This is a genomic window from Wolbachia endosymbiont (group A) of Eristalinus aeneus (genome assembly GCF_964026915.1).
GTDB lineage: Bacteria > Pseudomonadota > Alphaproteobacteria > Rickettsiales > Anaplasmataceae > Wolbachia > Wolbachia pipientis.
In genome coordinates this window covers 853,679-868,800 of the sequence record NZ_OZ034712.1, presented here as the reverse complement: position 1 = coordinate 868,800, position 15,122 = coordinate 853,679, and the positions used below count along the sequence as shown (strand labels likewise).

Here is a 15,122-nt window from a genome sequence, read left to right as displayed (position 1 = left end):
TCAGAATTATGCTGAAGAGGTATATAAGTAAAGATTGCCTAACATTTGAAAGCCCAATCTCTTATAAAGGTTCACAGAAGATTTCATACAATGTGCTACTATATATTTGCATTCAAGCTGTTTAGCTATCTTTATTCTTTCTAAAACCATTTGGGTACCTATTCCACGATTCCTGTAAATTGGTAAAACTCCATCACTATAAAAACCAGCTACGCTATCTTGAACATAAAGACCGCATGTCCCAATAATTTCATTATTTAGTGTTACAAGAAAAAATCTTAATCTTGAGTTCTTATCATCATAATTTGATAATCCGCGAAAAAATGTGCTGACAATTCCAACGCCATGATAAAAAATTTTAGAAGTGTGTAGATCTAACTGTTCTAAGAGGTTGCTACCATTCACAGCATTTAACCTCAAGTTTGGAATAACATCAGCAGGTAAAAAGTAATTTTTCATATTAAGTAAAGCTTTTTTTGGTGTGCTAACGTGTTTTATTTCACACTTTTCTAAAATCTCTCTTATTTTCATATGTGAATTTATTACCCATGTTGCTTCTATATCTCTTGTTCTGAGATAATCTAGAGTTTTTTGTATAGAAAGCTCGGTACATTGATCTCCACAGAACACAAAATTAAATAATGACTCCCTGGTACCATTTATTGTAAATATGATGTTATCAAATTCATCGTGTACTTCCCACTCAGATAAATTCGCTGTGTACAGTATATAATCCTTTAGATTTTGAACAATTAAGCTTGAATAATAAATTTTTTTATCCTGCATACACCAACAATAAACAATAAAAGGCTCCTATAAGAACACAGGCTAAAATTGCAGCTATAACGTCATCTAGCATAATACCTAAAGGACCTTTGGTATTTTTATCGATTAAATTTATAGGCCACGTTTTTATTATATCAAAAAACCTAAAAGAAAAAAAGCACAACAACAATGAAGAACAATTCATCTCTTGGCTTAACAATATCGAAACTAAAAGTATCGTCAGCAATTGACCAACCACTTCGTCAATTACTACCTCTTTTGGATCACATGAAGTCTTGTAATGTTTTATATAATTACCTGTAGACCATAATCCAATTAAGAATAAAAAAGAAATAATTGCTGCACCTAAAATTTTGTTGCTCAGGATTACAGGAACAAGCGGAAAAGAAGCCAAACTACCCACAGTACCTGGCATTTTTTTTACTGTTCCAGACAGCCACCACGTTGATATTAATTTATATAAAAATTTCACAATATATCCAAATACAAAATTAACTTATAAGAACAGAAAGAGTATCCTCTATAGAGGCGCTTTCATACAATAATCTATAGACCGCTTCACATATAGGCATTTTTATCTTTAGCTTTCCTGCTAAATTAAATATGGACTCAGCAGTGCTAAAACCTTCAATCACTGACTTGCCTTCTGACAAAATCTGCTGAACATTAAAGCCATTGTCACTATTACCTATTTTAAACCCAAAAGATAAGTTTCTTGAATTCAAGGATGTGCATGTCATAATTAGGTCACCCAGACATGCTGGCCCAAGTAGTGTATTTATATCCACACTACCGTCACCAATTTTTGCTGAGTATAAAGCCTTAATTTCGCTCATACTTTTCGTAATCAATGCTGCATGAGCATTAAACCCAAGTTTACTACCTAGAACAATCCCACACGCTATAGCAAAAACGTTCTTTAACGCTGCACAAATCTGTACTCCTATAATGTCGTTACTAAACTCCAATTTAACATTTTCTTGTTGCAGCTCTGATACTAGCTTTGAACCTAATGTGTTATTTTGGCATGCAAGAACCATTGAATAGGGTAATTTTCTTGCAACTTCTACAGCAAAGCTAGGACCTGAAAAAATAGCAATAGGATTGTTAGGTAAAATTTCATTTACTATTTCACTAGGTAATTTTAATGTAGACTTTTCTATTCCCTTACAAGCTAAAATTATTGCTACATCTTTTTTCAGATTACAATTATGCAATTGCTGACATACCTTCCTCAGAGACTGAGTGGGAACAGCGAGGATTGTTACTGAAGCATTAATTATGTCTTCAATAGCCAATTTTACTGACACATTATCAGAAATTCGACAACCGGGTAGCTTGTCACTTTCTCTTTTCCCGTTGATTGATTCAAATGTAGTTTCATTGTGAGTCCACAAAATCACATCTTTCTTACTACCTAATGAAATTGCGATTGCTGTACCCCATGCACCAGCACCTAAAATTGATATTGCCACACAATATTCCTGAAAATATTACTTATACTTTAAAATAGTAGGATAAGTAAATTAAAAATATAACACAGACATATAGAATAGTTAAATATTTATTAACCGAAGTATTCTTTTAATAATAGTAACTTTAATTCAATATTTACTAAAAATATTATTACTATCATGGTATGTCTATTATATTTTAGATCTATTTATATAACTTTGGAACAATATATTTACTATTAATTAATAAGTGTAATTTTGATCATTTGTTAATAAAAATTTGATTTATTACTTTCCTTAGTTATATATATTACTAAAATTATAAATTATTTATGGGGTGTAAAATATGCGTATATTATTAATTGAAGATGATCAAGTAAGTGCAAAGACTGTAGTTAACGCCTTAACTTCTGATGGACACTTCTGTGACGTTGTTACTTCTGCACAAGATTATAACAATAATATGGTTTCCTCAAACGGAGATTACTATGACCTAGTTATTTTAGATATACACTTACCTGGTGATATTGACGGATATGATATATTGTTAAGACTAAGAAGTGCAAAAATCAAAGTTCCTGTCTTAATACTTTCATGCATATCCGCTGTCAATCACAAAGCTAAAGGACTCGGGTATGGTGCCGATGATTACTTAACCAAGCCATTTCATAAAAGCGAGTTATTAGCTCGAATTAAGGCCATAGTGCGTCGTACTAAAGGCCATCCTGAATCGGTGATAAAGATTGGTAATATAAATATCAATTTTGATCACAGGGTTGTTGAGGTGAAAGGTAAAACGGTTCACCTTACTAATAAAGAGTATTCTATGATAGAATTGCTAGCACTGCGTAAAGGAACAGTACTAACAAAAGAAATGTTCTTAAATCATCTTTACAATGGCTTGGATGAACCTTCAGATAACAAGATAGTTGATGTTTTTATGTGCAAATTACGTAAGAAACTTGAAAGTGCAAATGATGGAAAAAGCCACATAGAAACCGTTTGGGGCAGAGGGTATGTTCTGAAGGAGTATATTGATGATGATGAATATTCTAATGTTAATGTAGGCGAAAGTAGTGATGGCTATCAAGCAGAACAAGTGAAGGACAACGCATGAAATGCCTACACATTTAAATATAGCATGGCTTATATCGCACGTATCATGTGAACGCCTAGGTGAAATATAAGCCGAGTTCTGTTTATGTAGCTATTTATCTGGAGTAAATGTTACCATTTACCGCATGCGATTTACCCGAGTAGATATGAGGAAAACATAAAATCTACTTCTATTTAATCTTGCTCCTAGTGTTGGTTACTCGACTACCAATGTTGCCATTGCCATGGTGTGCTCTTACCACACCTTTTCACCCTTACCTAAAAATATTTTAGGCGGTAATTTTCTGTAGCCCTATAACTGGAGTTACCTCCGGCGGGCATTACCCGTCACTATTTTTCCTTGGAGCCCGGACTTTCCTCTGCTATGTTTATCACACAACAGCAGCTACTTATTTCACCTAGGAATTATACTTTAACATGAAAATCACAAAAGCAAAAGACAATTTCCTAACAGTCTACATATTAAAAACATTTAGACAAATAGCTAAAGGTGATATTCCGGCACATCATCACTATCCCAAGATAAGCTTTTTTCACTTTTAGACTCCGCTTCAGTTAGTCAAGAGCCTGGTCCACCGCTTGAAGACGATGAGCTACTTCTTGATCGACTACTACTTTCTACTGATATACTATTTAGCACTGTTTCAGATTGATATATAGTTCGCATTCTGTTACCAGTGGTAAAAATTTCTTCATCGCTACTTGAAGATGATCGCCTTCTATAACCCAAATCAGTTAGTTCTAATACAGGAGCAGCATTACGACCCTTAACATATCTATATGCTATGAATCCTATAATTCCAACAATACCTATTGCTCCAACCAAAGATCCCCCTATCATTCCTGCCTTATTAGACCCTATAGCAAGTTGAGTAGGTTGTGGTGAAGAAGTAGACTGAGGAAGTAAAGTCGTGGTGAATATAGGAGTTGTTGACTCTTTTGTTCTAGTACTTGGTATACTAAATACTGTTTGTGTAGTTTTCTCTGAGCTTGTTGTTGGCGCAGTTGGTTCCACTGTTACTGTGCTTGTTTGAGTCGTTGACTCTGTTGAAGGTTTATTCGTTGTAGAAGTAGGTGCAACGGCTTCTGTTGTTGGCTTCACTGTTACTGTACTTGTTTGAGTCGTTGACTCTGTTGAAGGTTTACTCATCGTAGAAGTCGACGCACCAGTCGCTGCTGTAGGTTTTACAGTACTTGTCTCAGTCCCTGAAGTTACTATCGGCACACTAGTTGACGTTGTAGCAACCGTGGTCGCTTGTGAAGTATAGTACTTCCCAAAGTAAATGATAAAGGTATAATAAGCTATTTGAGTTATAATGGCGTATAGTGTGGATTTAAGGGAAAGGGCAGTATCGATGATAGAAAAAGGGAAGTCAAAGGTTGAGGTGGCAGAGCTTTTGGAGATAGGAATAGCAACTCTGTACCGCTGGTTAAGAAAGAAAGCCGCTGGTGAAAGCCTAAGGCCATCGAAAAACGGCAGCTTTATTCGAAAAATAGACCCAAAAATACTCGAAGAATATGTTAAAAAGAATCCAGATCATACGCTGGCAGAGATGAAACAAAATCTTGGATTTGGAATAAATTCAATTTGGTATAGGCTGAAACAGCTAAGAATTACTTTAAAAAAAAGTTACACTATATCAAGAGCGCAATCAAGAAGATAGGCAGCGATTTACCGATAAAATCTCAAAAATAGACCATTCCAGCATCTTATATATAGATGAAGCAGGAGTTGATAATAGGTTATACCGAGAGTATGGACGTGCTCCAATAGGAAAGAAAATTTATGCAGATATTCCAGGAAGAAAACGAGAGAGAATCAGTATAATAGGCGGGTGGATTGGAAAGAGATTTATTGCACCAATGACTTTCAAAGGTGGGTGTGACAAAGAGGTATTCAATACATGGTTAGAGAAGATGTTATTACCTAAATTGCCACATGGTACTACAATAGTTATGGACAATGCCACATTCCATAAAACTCCCAAAACAAAGGAGTTAATAGATAATGCTAGATGCCGTTTGCTCTATCTACCAACATATTCACCAGATTTGAACCCTATAGAGCATTGTTGGAATACCATCAAAAGCCGCCTCAGACCTTTAATGCATAAATATACAGACTTACAACTTTTGGTTGGTAATACCATAATGGAAATTTATCATTCATTTTAGAAAATACTATAGAGGTTGTCCGGAAACTAGTAAATTCAAGCATATTCCCTCTTTAACATAACCCTACTCATAGCTAGGTATATGAAATTCTCAGTGGATGTTGTGAGTAAATCATACTCCTTCGATAGCCTTCTATTCCTATTAACCCAAGCAAAAGTCCTTTCTACAACCCATCTTCTTGGCTGTACTTTAAACCCTTGTTCTCTTGTTGGTAGTAGCTCAGGTGGCGTATCTTTGTGCACCCAAAATCTACATGGAGGCCTTTTAACAATTTCAATATCTATGTCATATTCTTCCTTTATGTGATTCTTTAAATTTCTTCCTTGGTATCCCATGTCAGCCCACATTTTTTTAACTTTAGTATATTTTGTTCTCATATTGTTTAATGCTATTTTAATACCATCTCTATCATTTTCGTTAGCAGCGCCTACGTAACAACCTAGTATAAAACCCTGAGTGTCTGTAATTATATGCCTTTTTCTACCCTTTACTTTTTTACTTCCATCATAGCCTTTGATCCTCCCTTTTCTGTAGTCTTTACAGATTGACTATCTACTATACAGGCACTCGGCTGCTCATTCCTTCCTATTTTTCTTCTACTATATTTTGTAATTTCATAATTCATTTTCTCAAAAATTCCCTGCTTCTTCCATTGCCTGAACTGCTCATACACAGTCTTCCATAGCGGAAAATCATTTGGTAAATACCGCCATTGACACCCTGTACGCAATACATAGAAAATTGCTTCTAATATTTCTCTTTTGCTATACTTTGGCGGCCTTCCTCCTTTCTTGTATGATACTCTGAAGTGTTTTTCTATTCTTGCCCATTCCCTTTCGCTTAGATCTGTTGGATACTTTTTTCTCATCTTTACCCCGTACTAAAATTTCAGATATTATAGCCTTTTACTTATTTCCGGACAACCTCTAGTTGTGCAGCCAACAGTTGAAATGGGAAAGCGTTGGTCAAAAGGAAGATTTGCGCCGTTAATAGAGAGTACGCCATGTTTAAAGAGTAAAGTAAAAGACCCAAGGTCAAGAGACTCAGGCAATACTGTACAAAGTAAGGAATTTCCAGGTGGAATAGTAGTAATAACTGGAGCAAACAGCAGTGTAGGACTGAGGTCTATGCCAGTAAAATATCTCTTTCTTGATGAAATAGACGCCTATCCAGGAGATTCAGGTGGTGAAGGAGATCCAGTGCTGCTCAGTATTGCTCGAACTAATACATTTGCACGGCGAAAGATTTTTTTAGTATCAACACCAACGATTCATGGAATAAGCAGAATTGAGAAAGAATTTGAAGCAACAGATAAGCAGTACTTTTTTGTACCATGTCCGTATTGTAATTACTATCAAGTTCTAAAATGGTCACAAATTAAATGGGAAAACAACGACTCAAGAACAGCACATTATGTCTGCACTGAATGTAGCGGCAAAATAGAAAATCATCAAAAGACAGAGATGCTTGAGCGTGGAGAATGGAGACCTACTAATAGAGTAAAAGGTGAGAAAAAAGGATTTCATCTTTCAAGTCTTTATAGTCCAGTAGGCTGGTATAGCTGGACTCAAGCAGTAGAAGATTTTCTTCATGCAAAAGAAAGTGAACAATTACTAAAAGTATGGATAAATACTACGCTTGGAGAAACCTGGGTAGACAAAGGAGAAGTACCAGATTGGAAGCAATTATTTAACAGGAGAGAATTTTTTCCCGTAGGCACAGTACCTAGGAGAGAAGTGGTGCTTACTGCAGGAGTAGATGTCCAAAAAGATCGTTTAGAAGTAGAAGTTGTAGCATGGGGAAAAAGCCGCGAAAGTTGGTCAATAGAATACCGAGTATTTGAAGGTGATACTGGAAGAGGAGAAGTATGGGGAAAACTCTCTGAGCTCTTAAATCATCATTTTATCGGTGAAAATGGTCTTGAATACATGATAAGTATGATGGCGGTTGATGCTGGGTATGCGACACAAGAAGTATACAATTGGGTAAGAGGTCATCAAGGCTCTGGAAGAGTAATGGCAGTGAAAGGTGTAAATAAAGCTCTAGTACCACTTAGCAGCCCAAGTAGAGTAGATATAACAGTTGGTGGTCAAAAGCTAAAAAGAGGAATAAAGCTCTGGCCAGTGGGAGTATCGATTTTAAAGTCAGAACTTTTTCAATTACTTAATGTTTTAAAGGACGGTGAAGAAGCTCCAGCAGGATACTGTCATTTTCCCGAGTATGCACCTGAATATTTTAAGCAGCTAACGGCAGAGCAATTAGTCAGCAAAGTAGTAAAAGGTTATACCAAACAAGAGTGGCAAAAGGTAAGAGAAAGAAATGAAGTATTAGACTGTAGGATTTATGCAAGAGCAGCATCGATAGCACTGGGAATAGATAGATGGCCAGAGAGTAAATGGAATAGTTTAAGTGAAAAACCAGAAAGTAAAAAATCAAAGAAAATAGTGAAAAGCAAATGGATCAGCGAGTAGTAAATGTATAACGAAGATTATCTAATTCAAGTCGAAGAAGCGATAAAGAAACTACAAAACGGAGAGCGAGTAGTATCAATTGCATATGGTGACCATGTTGTAAGATATGCTGAAGTAGATATAAATGATTTACTAAGCTTAAGACAACGTATTAAGGCTGAATTGAAAATTGCAGGTATGAAGCCAAAGAGAAAAATTGTTTTTTCAACAAATAAAGGGGTTGACAAAATTATGTAAAAATGTTATAGTTTAGAGTTGATATCTTACAGTGAATAATATGGATCAAAGTCAAGGAAGGCTTAATGTTAATGTAAATTTTGAGGGGGAATTTGCTCAGTATCTTACAGAAATGGCAAAAGTTCAAAATAGAACTATTGAAGAAATTGTAAAAGATCTAGTAGAAGAAGAACTTGAGGTAAGTAAACTATCTGAAGGTGACGAAATGGATGAAGGAGAAATAGCTCTACTTGAACTTGCTGCTAAACGTAATGTTCCTGGAGCAAAAATAATTAGACATGAAGATATCAAGTGGGAATAATTTACCAAATTGGTTATTTAGAAGGTGTAGATACCGAAGATCTTCCTTCTCTTCCGAAAACAATACGGTTAAGGGTGCAAAAAGCTATAGAAAAACGTCTCACAATTATTCCTGATAAAGTAGGTGAGGCTTTATCGCATAAATGGGTAGGCTACTTTAGGTTGCGTGTTGGCGATTATCGAGTCATATACTTAATAGATAACTCAGAGCACATGGTCAAAATTGCAGCAATAGGACATCGAAAAGAAATTTATAAACGTAGTCCAGAGTAATGACTCTCTACATACAATCTGTTGACCAAATTCTCTAGCAACTTGCTATAATTTTTCAATGTCAAATTGTGCAACAACTTGTTGCATAATCAAAGAGGCAAAATGTTATTAAAATCATTCAAACAACTATTTAACAAACCAAAGATAAAAAGCTCAGCCTGGGATGCTGCAGGCTCAGGAAGAAGATTTTTTCACTTTCAACCAGAGTTAGGAAGTATAAACAATTTGCTGTCTCAAAACCTTGAAACTTTACGTAGTAGATCACGTGATATGGTGAGAAAAAATCCATATGCAGCAAATATTATTGATACAATAGTAAGTAACTCTATTGGAACAGGAATAAAACCGCAATCAAAAGCAAGGGATGGGGAATTTCGAAAGAGGGTGCAAGAATTATGGCTAAGATGGACAGATGAAGCAGACAGTAACGGAGTAAGTGATTTTTATGGATTACAAGCTCTAGTATGCAGAAGTATGATAGAGGGAGGAGAATGTTTTGTACGTTTAAGAACGAGAAAGCTGGAAGATAGATTTTCTGTGCCATTACAACTGCAAGTACTTGAGTCTGAACATTTAGATAATAAAACAAATCAAACTTTAGGAAATGGTAATGTAATAAGAAACGGGATTGAGTTTAAGAGGTTGTCCGGAAATAAGTAAAAGGCTATAATATCTGAAATTTTAGTACGGGGTAAAGATGAGAAAAAAGTATCCAACAGATCTAAGCGAAAGGGAATGGGCAAGAATAGAAAAACACTTCAGAGTATCATACAAGAAAGGAGGAAGGCCGCCAAAGTATAGCAAAAGAGAAATATTAGAAGCAATTTTCTATGTATTGCGTACAGGGTGTCAATGGCGGTATTTACCAAATGATTTTCCGCTATGGAAGACTGTGTATGAGCAGTTCAGGCAATGGAAGAAGCAGGGAATTTTTGAGAAAATGAATTATGAAATTACAAAATATAGTAGAAGAAAAATAGGAAGGAATGAGCAGCCGAGTGCCTGTATAGTAGATAGTCAATCTGTAAAGACTACAGAAAAGGGAGGATCAAAGGCTATGATGGAAGTAAAAAAGTAAAGGGTAGAAAAAGGCATATAATTACAGACACTCAGGGTTTTATACTAGGTTGTTACGTAGGCGCTGCTAACGAAAATGATAGAGATGGTATTAAAATAGCATTAAACAATATGAGAACAAAATATACTAAAGTTAAAAAAATGTGGGCTGACATGGGATACCAAGGAAGAAATTTAAAGAATCACATAAAGGAAGAATATGACATAGATATTGAAATTGTTAAAAGGCCTCCATGTAGATTTTGGGTGCACAAAGATACGCCACCTGAGCTACTACCAACAAGAGAACAAGGGTTTAAAGTACAGCCAAGAAGATGGGTTGTAGAAAGGACTTTTGCTTGGGTTAATAGGAATAGAAGGCTATCGAAGGAGTATGATTTACTCACAACATCCACTGAGAATTTCATATACCTAGCTATGAGTAGGGTTATGTTAAAGAGGGAATATGCTTGAATTTACTAGTTTCCGGACAACCTCTAACAAGCTTGGGCAAAGAGAGGCATATTACTTATTTAGAGAACATCCAGGAGAAGGTTCGTTTGGAGAGTCAGTGAGAGTACCAGCAAACGATGTTTTACATATCTATAGACCACTAAGACCTGGGCAAATTAGAGGGGAGCCTTGGCTTTCGAGTATACTTCTGAAACTTTATGAGCTTGATCAATACGATGATGCAGAATTAGTGAGAAAAAAGACAGCAGCAATGTTTGCAGGGTTTATTACAAGACTTGATCCTGAGGCAAATATTTTAGGAGAAGGCGAAGCGAATGAGCAAGGAGTAGCATTATCAGGTTTAGAGCCAGGAACAATGCAGCTTTTAGACCCAGGAGAAGACATAAAATTTTCAGAACCGTCAGATGTTGGAGGAAGTTATGAAGCGTTTATAAGACAGCAACTGAGGGCAATAGCAATAGGAACAGGAATAACATACGAGCAACTAACAGGAGATTTAACCGGCGTTAATTATTCATCCATTCGAGCAGGGCTGATAGAGTTTCGCAGAAGGTGTGCAATGTTACAGCATAACGTGATAGTGTTCCAGTTTTGTAGACCTATTTGGAATAGATGGCTAGAATTAGCAGTACTCTGTGGAGAACTGAGTATAGATAAAAAAGTAGCAAAAGCAGCGAAAGAAGAAGTAAAATGGATACCACAGGGATTTGATTGGGTGGATCCTTTAAAAGACCAGCAAGCACAACAAATGGCAGTAAGAAATGGATTTAAGAGTCGATCAGAAGTGGTTTCAGAGCTAGGTTATGATGTAGAAGAAATAGACCAAGAAATTGCAGAAGATCAAAGACGTGCTAGTTCCTTGGGTTTAAGTTTTGATTCCGACGTTACTACTAATCAAGAGATAATATGAAAAACCAAGCGATATGGCTAAACAGATGTGTAATGGTAGAACCAAGGAGTTTTGAATTACTGTCACTACAAACAGGAAAGCAGCCTATCTTTAAAAATATAAAACATGCGGTAAGAAATAGTGAAAGAGGAATAATACCAATACATGGAATCTTGACGAAAAAGTCAGAAGTTTTTGATGATGTATTTGGGATGACATCGTATGAGAAGATAAGTGAAGAGATAGAAGAAGCTTTAATAGATAAAGAAGTAGAAACAATAATTTTGGACATAGACAGCCCCGGAGGAGAAGTAAACGGTTTATTCGACCTTTCCGACTTTATTTACCAAGCAAGGAGAAAAAAGAGGATTGTGGCAATAGCAAATGATGATGCGTATTCTGCGGCGTATGCAATTGCATCAAGTGCTGAAAAAGTATTGGTAACTAGAACTTCAGGAGTTGGAAGCATAGGAGTAATAGCAAGTCATATAGATCAAAGTGGGTTTGATGAAAAACAGGGAATAAAATATACGACAGTATTTGCAGGAAGTAGAAAAAATGATTTAAATCCACATGAGCCAATAACTTCTGAGAGTTTAGAAAGCCTAAAAAGCGAAGTGAATCGTTTATATGGAATGCTGGTTGAGCTAATAGCACGCAATAGAAACCTTTCTGTAGAGGCAATAAAATCAACAGAAGCAGGGCTATATTTTGGCGAGAAAGCAGTAGAAATAGGTCTTGCAGATGGAATTACAATTCTTTCAGAGTTTAAATCTATTAATAAAAAAGGGGATATTACTATGAATGAAAAAACTACAAATGACCTAGAAACTGACAATTTAACTAAGTATCGTACTGAAGTTCTTGAATTAATACGTTTATGTAACTTATCACGAATGCCAGAAAAGATAGGAGAATTTATTGAGCAAAGCGTAAGTGTTGAGCAAGCCAGGGAAGTTTTAATGGAGTTACTTGCAGAGCGAACGAAGAAGACAGAAATACTAAGTGCAATACCACAGAATTCAGGAGAAGAGTTGATGATGCAGGTAGCGAAAAGTCGTGCGCAATCAAACATTTAAAGTATGTGTATAACCGCCGTGTATAACAACCACAAATATGGCGGTAAAAAAATAAAAAAAGGAGAGAAAAAGACATGATAAGTATAACTGAAGGAAATAATTTAGGCGATCTTCTGAAATATGAAGTGTCCAACCTATATTCAAGAGATCAAATAACAGTAGCCAAGGGACAAAATCTAAAGCTGGGAAAAGTAGTTGGTTATGATACTAAAGATGGTTTTATTAAAGCTTTAAATCCAACTGCCACAGATGGGACACAAACGGCTATAGGAGTGATAGCAAGCGATGTAAACGCAAAGGAAAATAGTAAAGGAGTAATTATTGCTCGTGGTGCAATACTAGCAGATCATGCAGTTGTATGGCCAGCAAATATCATTGAAGAGCAGAAAACTGCAGCAATAAAGCACCTTGAAGGACGAGGGATCATTATCCGCAAGGGAGCTTAAAAAAACTATTAAAAATACAAAAGGGGGAAAAGAAAAAATGCAAAATCCATTTACAAATACAGCATTTAGCATGACGGCACTAACAAATGCGATAAATATAGTATTTTCTAAAATGAATGATAAATTTCCATTATGGTATTACCAACCAAAAGTTGTAAGTCTGTATATTTATGCATTAAAGGTCTGAGGCGGCTTTTGATGGTATTCCAACAATGCTCTATAGGGTTCAAATCTGGTGAATATGTTGGTAGATAGAGCAAACGGCATCTAGCATTATCTATTAACTCCTTTGTTTTGGGAGTTTTATGGAATGTGGCATTGTCCATAACTATTGTAGTACCATGTGGCAATTTAGGTAATAACATCTTCTCTAACCATGTATTGAATACCTCTTTGTCACACCCACCTTTGAAAGTCATTGGTGCAATAAATCTCTTTCCAATCCACCCGCCTATTATACTGATTCTCTCTCGTTTTCTTCCTGGAATATCTGCATAAATTTTCTTTCCTATTGGAGCACGTCCATACTCTCGGTATAACCTATTATCAACTCCTGCTTCATCTATATATAAGATGCTGGAATGGTCTATTTTTGAGATTTTATCGGTAAATCGCTGCCTATCTTCTTGATTGCGCTCTTGATATAGTGTAACTTTTTTTTAAAGTAATTCTTAGCTGTTTCAGCCTATACCAAATTGAATTTATTCCAAATCCAAGATTTTGTTTCATCTCTGCCAGCGTATGATCTGGATTCTTTTTAACATATTCTTCGAGTATTTTTGGGTCTATTTTTCGAATAAAGCTGCCGTTTTTCGATGGCCTTAGGCTTTCACCAGCGGCTTTCTTTCTTAACCAGCGGTACAGAGTTGCTATTCCTATCTCCAAAAGCTCTGCCACCTCAACCTTTGACTTCCCTTTTTCTATCATCGATACTGCCCTTTCCCTTAAATCCACACTATACGCCATTATAACTCAAATAGCTTATTATACCTTTATCATTTACTTTGGGAAGTACTATATATTGCCGATAAATTATGGACGAGTTGAAAATTTAAATTTGTTTCCAAGTAGGTCAGTAAGATTTAGACATATTACGATAGAAGAACACAACGGAGTGTTAAGTTTACTACCAACGCAAGTACCCGGAGCACCAGCAACAGTAGGAAAAAGAGGAAAAAGAAAGGTAAGAACATTTACGATTCCGCACATTCCGCATGATGATGTAGTGCTGCCAGAAGAAGTACAAGGAATAAGGGCATTTGGATCAGAGAGTGAACTGAAAGCATTGGCAGATGTAATAACTGATCATTTGCAGCTAATGAGAAATAAACACGCAATAACGTTAGAACATTTGAGAATGGGAGCGCTGAAGGGAATCATTCTTGATGCTGATGGGTCGGAGTTATTAAACCTTTACAACGAATTTGAAATTACACCAAAAGTAGTAAATTTTGCATTGGGGACTGCGACAACCGATGTAAAGCGTAAGTGTCTGGAGGTATTGCGCCATGTTGAGGACAATTTAAGTGGTGAATATATGACGGGGATTCATGCACTGGTAAGTCCAGAGTTTTTTGATGCACTAATTTCGCATAGTAAAGTGAAAGAGGCATATGAAAGATGGCAAGAAGGAGCAGCGCTGAGGAATGACATGAGATCAGGATTTACGTTCTGTGGAATAACATTTGAAGAGTATAGAGGGCAAGCAACCGACCCTGAAGGAACCGTAAGAAGATTTATAGAAAGAGAAAGTGGAAACTGTTTTCCACTAGGAACAGCGAGCACATTTACAACGTATTTTGCACCAGCAGACTTTAATGAGACAGTAAATACTCTTGGACAGCCACTTTACGCGAAACAAGAGCCAAGAAGATTTGATAGAGGGACCGATTTACATACTCAGTCAAATTCTCTGCCAATGTGCCATAGACCGGGAGTATTAGTAAAAGTCGTTGTAACATAACAACACAGGTAGAGCAACTATAAAGTGGTGAGGCAGAAGAATGCTTTACCTGTGTGCCCCTTCTTAGCATGTAAAGGTTAGTATATAGCAGAAAAATATGCAAGAAAATATTAAGAGATTATTGCAAGATTGTTTTGCCCATTTAGGAAAAGTAGCTTTGTATGAATCAAAGGATAAGTCATATATGGTACAAGTACTAAAGCAACAGCCAGATAAATTATACGAGATTGGTGAAGGACAATTTGTAGGAGAAATTTTATTGTTGGAAGTAAGTGTGTTTGATGTATTAAAGCCAATGGTAGGAGATACTTTTTCCATAGGTAGTTGTAGATACAGAGTACACACACCACCACTTAGAGATAATTCAGGAATGGTATGGAAAATTCAAGCATCGGGGGTGTAA

Annotated in this window: 18 protein-coding genes, 1 other RNA gene and 3 pseudogenes; 14 read left to right on the top strand and 8 right to left on the bottom strand. The window is 36.1% G+C overall.

Annotated elements, in window-relative coordinates:
- Window positions 1–6: 6 nt before the first annotated feature.
- Genes AAGD62_RS04365 through AAGD62_RS04355 form a run of 3 tightly spaced genes read right to left on the bottom strand, consistent with a single transcriptional unit; the run spans window position 7 to window position 2,261 of the window.
- Entirely contained in the window at window positions 7–786 is a 780-nt protein-coding gene (locus tag AAGD62_RS04365; protein ID WP_155968998.1) for a GNAT family N-acetyltransferase, read from the bottom strand.
- Complete coding sequence (locus AAGD62_RS04360) at window positions 776–1,258, bottom strand: phosphatidylglycerophosphatase A (RefSeq protein ID WP_006279290.1); 483 nt, start codon at window positions 1,256–1,258, stop codon at window positions 776–778. Before AAGD62_RS04360 ends, AAGD62_RS04365 begins: the two co-directional genes overlap by 11 nt.
- A 19-nt stretch (window positions 1,259–1,277) precedes the next feature.
- Window positions 1,278–2,261: an NAD(P)H-dependent glycerol-3-phosphate dehydrogenase gene (locus AAGD62_RS04355; RefSeq protein WP_010962796.1), complete on the bottom strand. Its 984-nt coding sequence runs from the start codon at window positions 2,259–2,261 to the stop codon at window positions 1,278–1,280.
- A gap of 325 nt (window positions 2,262–2,586) precedes the next feature.
- On the opposite strand from AAGD62_RS04355, the gene AAGD62_RS04350 reads away from it, so the two are divergent.
- Window positions 2,587–3,357, top strand: a complete 771-nt coding sequence (locus tag AAGD62_RS04350) for a response regulator transcription factor (protein ID WP_010962797.1) — start codon at window positions 2,587–2,589, stop codon at window positions 3,355–3,357.
- A gap of 51 nt (window positions 3,358–3,408) precedes the next feature.
- On the opposite strand, the gene rnpB is transcribed toward AAGD62_RS04350, so the two are convergent.
- Window positions 3,409–3,758: RNase P RNA component class A (rnpB, locus tag AAGD62_RS04345), an RNA gene on the bottom strand.
- Between the two features lie 157 nt (window positions 3,759–3,915).
- Window positions 3,916–4,506, bottom strand: coding sequence for a hypothetical protein (locus AAGD62_RS04340; protein ID WP_231115819.1), 591 nt, complete (start codon window positions 4,504–4,506; stop codon window positions 3,916–3,918).
- 166 nt (window positions 4,507–4,672) lie between these two features.
- Between AAGD62_RS04340 and AAGD62_RS04335 the strand changes: the two genes are divergently transcribed.
- Together AAGD62_RS04335 and AAGD62_RS04330 are read left to right on the top strand one after the other, a co-directional pair.
- The gene (locus AAGD62_RS04335; protein ID WP_155968342.1) at window positions 4,673–5,020 is read left to right on the top strand and encodes an IS630 transposase-related protein; all 348 of its coding nucleotides are present in this window, start codon (window positions 4,673–4,675) and stop codon (window positions 5,018–5,020) included.
- A 19-nt stretch (window positions 5,021–5,039) separates the two neighbouring features.
- Entirely contained in the window at window positions 5,040–5,531 is a 492-nt protein-coding gene (locus tag AAGD62_RS04330; protein WP_155968340.1) for an IS630 family transposase, read from the top strand.
- A gap of 35 nt (window positions 5,532–5,566) precedes the next feature.
- Here AAGD62_RS04330 and AAGD62_RS04325 read toward each other — a convergent pair.
- Window positions 5,567–6,399: pseudogene (locus AAGD62_RS04325) on the bottom strand (IS5 family transposase).
- Window positions 6,400–6,481: 82 nt separating this feature from the next.
- Here AAGD62_RS04325 and AAGD62_RS04320 point away from each other — a divergent pair.
- The 9 genes and pseudogenes from AAGD62_RS04320 to AAGD62_RS04280 all read left to right on the top strand — a co-directional run bounded on the left by AAGD62_RS04320 (window position 6,482) and on the right by AAGD62_RS04280 (window position 12,756).
- Window positions 6,482–8,002, top strand: a complete 1,521-nt coding sequence (locus AAGD62_RS04320; RefSeq protein ID WP_341812780.1) for a phage terminase large subunit family protein — start codon at window positions 6,482–6,484, stop codon at window positions 8,000–8,002.
- Between the two features lie 3 nt (window positions 8,003–8,005).
- Window positions 8,006–8,239: a gpW family head-tail joining protein gene (locus AAGD62_RS04315; protein WP_010962704.1), complete on the top strand. Its 234-nt coding sequence runs from the start codon at window positions 8,006–8,008 to the stop codon at window positions 8,237–8,239.
- Window positions 8,240–8,279: 40 nt separating this feature from the next.
- Window positions 8,280–8,540, top strand: coding sequence for a hypothetical protein (locus tag AAGD62_RS04310; RefSeq protein ID WP_012673197.1), 261 nt, complete (start codon window positions 8,280–8,282; stop codon window positions 8,538–8,540).
- On the top strand, window positions 8,531–8,812 hold the full coding sequence (locus AAGD62_RS04305) for a type II toxin-antitoxin system RelE family toxin (RefSeq protein ID WP_010962706.1): 282 nt from the start codon (window positions 8,531–8,533) through the stop codon (window positions 8,810–8,812). Before AAGD62_RS04310 ends, AAGD62_RS04305 begins: the two co-directional genes overlap by 10 nt.
- Window positions 8,813–8,914: 102 nt before the next feature.
- A pseudogene (locus tag AAGD62_RS04300) lies at window positions 8,915–9,457 on the top strand (phage portal protein); the annotation flags it as partial.
- A 52-nt stretch (window positions 9,458–9,509) separates the two neighbouring features.
- Window positions 9,510–10,342 (top strand): IS5-like element ISWpi1 family transposase gene (locus AAGD62_RS04295; protein WP_094189578.1). Its coding sequence is split into 2 segments (ribosomal slippage): window positions 9,510–9,879 and window positions 9,879–10,342, totalling 834 coding nucleotides; the frame shifts between segments, so codons are not numbered across the junction.
- A gap of 25 nt (window positions 10,343–10,367) precedes the next feature.
- Window positions 10,368–11,252: pseudogene (locus tag AAGD62_RS04290) on the top strand (phage portal protein); the annotation flags it as partial.
- Window positions 11,249–12,310, top strand: coding sequence for a S49 family peptidase (locus AAGD62_RS04285; RefSeq protein ID WP_155968609.1), 1,062 nt, complete (start codon window positions 11,249–11,251; stop codon window positions 12,308–12,310). The pseudogene AAGD62_RS04290 and the gene AAGD62_RS04285, both read left to right, overlap by 4 nt.
- Window positions 12,311–12,384: 74 nt before the next feature.
- Window positions 12,385–12,756 (top strand): head decoration protein, encoded by a 372-nt coding sequence (locus AAGD62_RS04280; protein WP_010082142.1) that lies wholly within the window; start codon window positions 12,385–12,387, stop codon window positions 12,754–12,756.
- Between the two features lie 107 nt (window positions 12,757–12,863).
- Here the strand turns inward: AAGD62_RS04280 and AAGD62_RS04275 are convergent, their stop codons facing one another.
- Window positions 12,864–13,346, bottom strand: a complete 483-nt coding sequence (locus AAGD62_RS04275; RefSeq protein ID WP_231115908.1) for an IS630 family transposase — start codon at window positions 13,344–13,346, stop codon at window positions 12,864–12,866.
- Window positions 13,347–13,374: 28 nt separating this feature from the next.
- On the bottom strand, window positions 13,375–13,722 hold the full coding sequence (locus AAGD62_RS04270; protein ID WP_155968342.1) for an IS630 transposase-related protein: 348 nt from the start codon (window positions 13,720–13,722) through the stop codon (window positions 13,375–13,377).
- Between AAGD62_RS04270 and AAGD62_RS04265 the strand changes: the two genes are divergently transcribed.
- Together AAGD62_RS04265 and AAGD62_RS04260 are read left to right on the top strand one after the other, a co-directional pair.
- The gene (locus AAGD62_RS04265) at window positions 13,721–14,719 is read left to right on the top strand and encodes a major capsid protein (RefSeq protein WP_341812779.1); all 999 of its coding nucleotides are present in this window, start codon (window positions 13,721–13,723) and stop codon (window positions 14,717–14,719) included. The two genes, AAGD62_RS04270 and AAGD62_RS04265, sit on opposite strands and share 2 nt — an antisense overlap.
- 97 nt (window positions 14,720–14,816) lie before the next feature.
- On the top strand, window positions 14,817–15,122 hold the full coding sequence (locus AAGD62_RS04260) for a hypothetical protein (protein WP_007550857.1): 306 nt from the start codon (window positions 14,817–14,819) through the stop codon (window positions 15,120–15,122).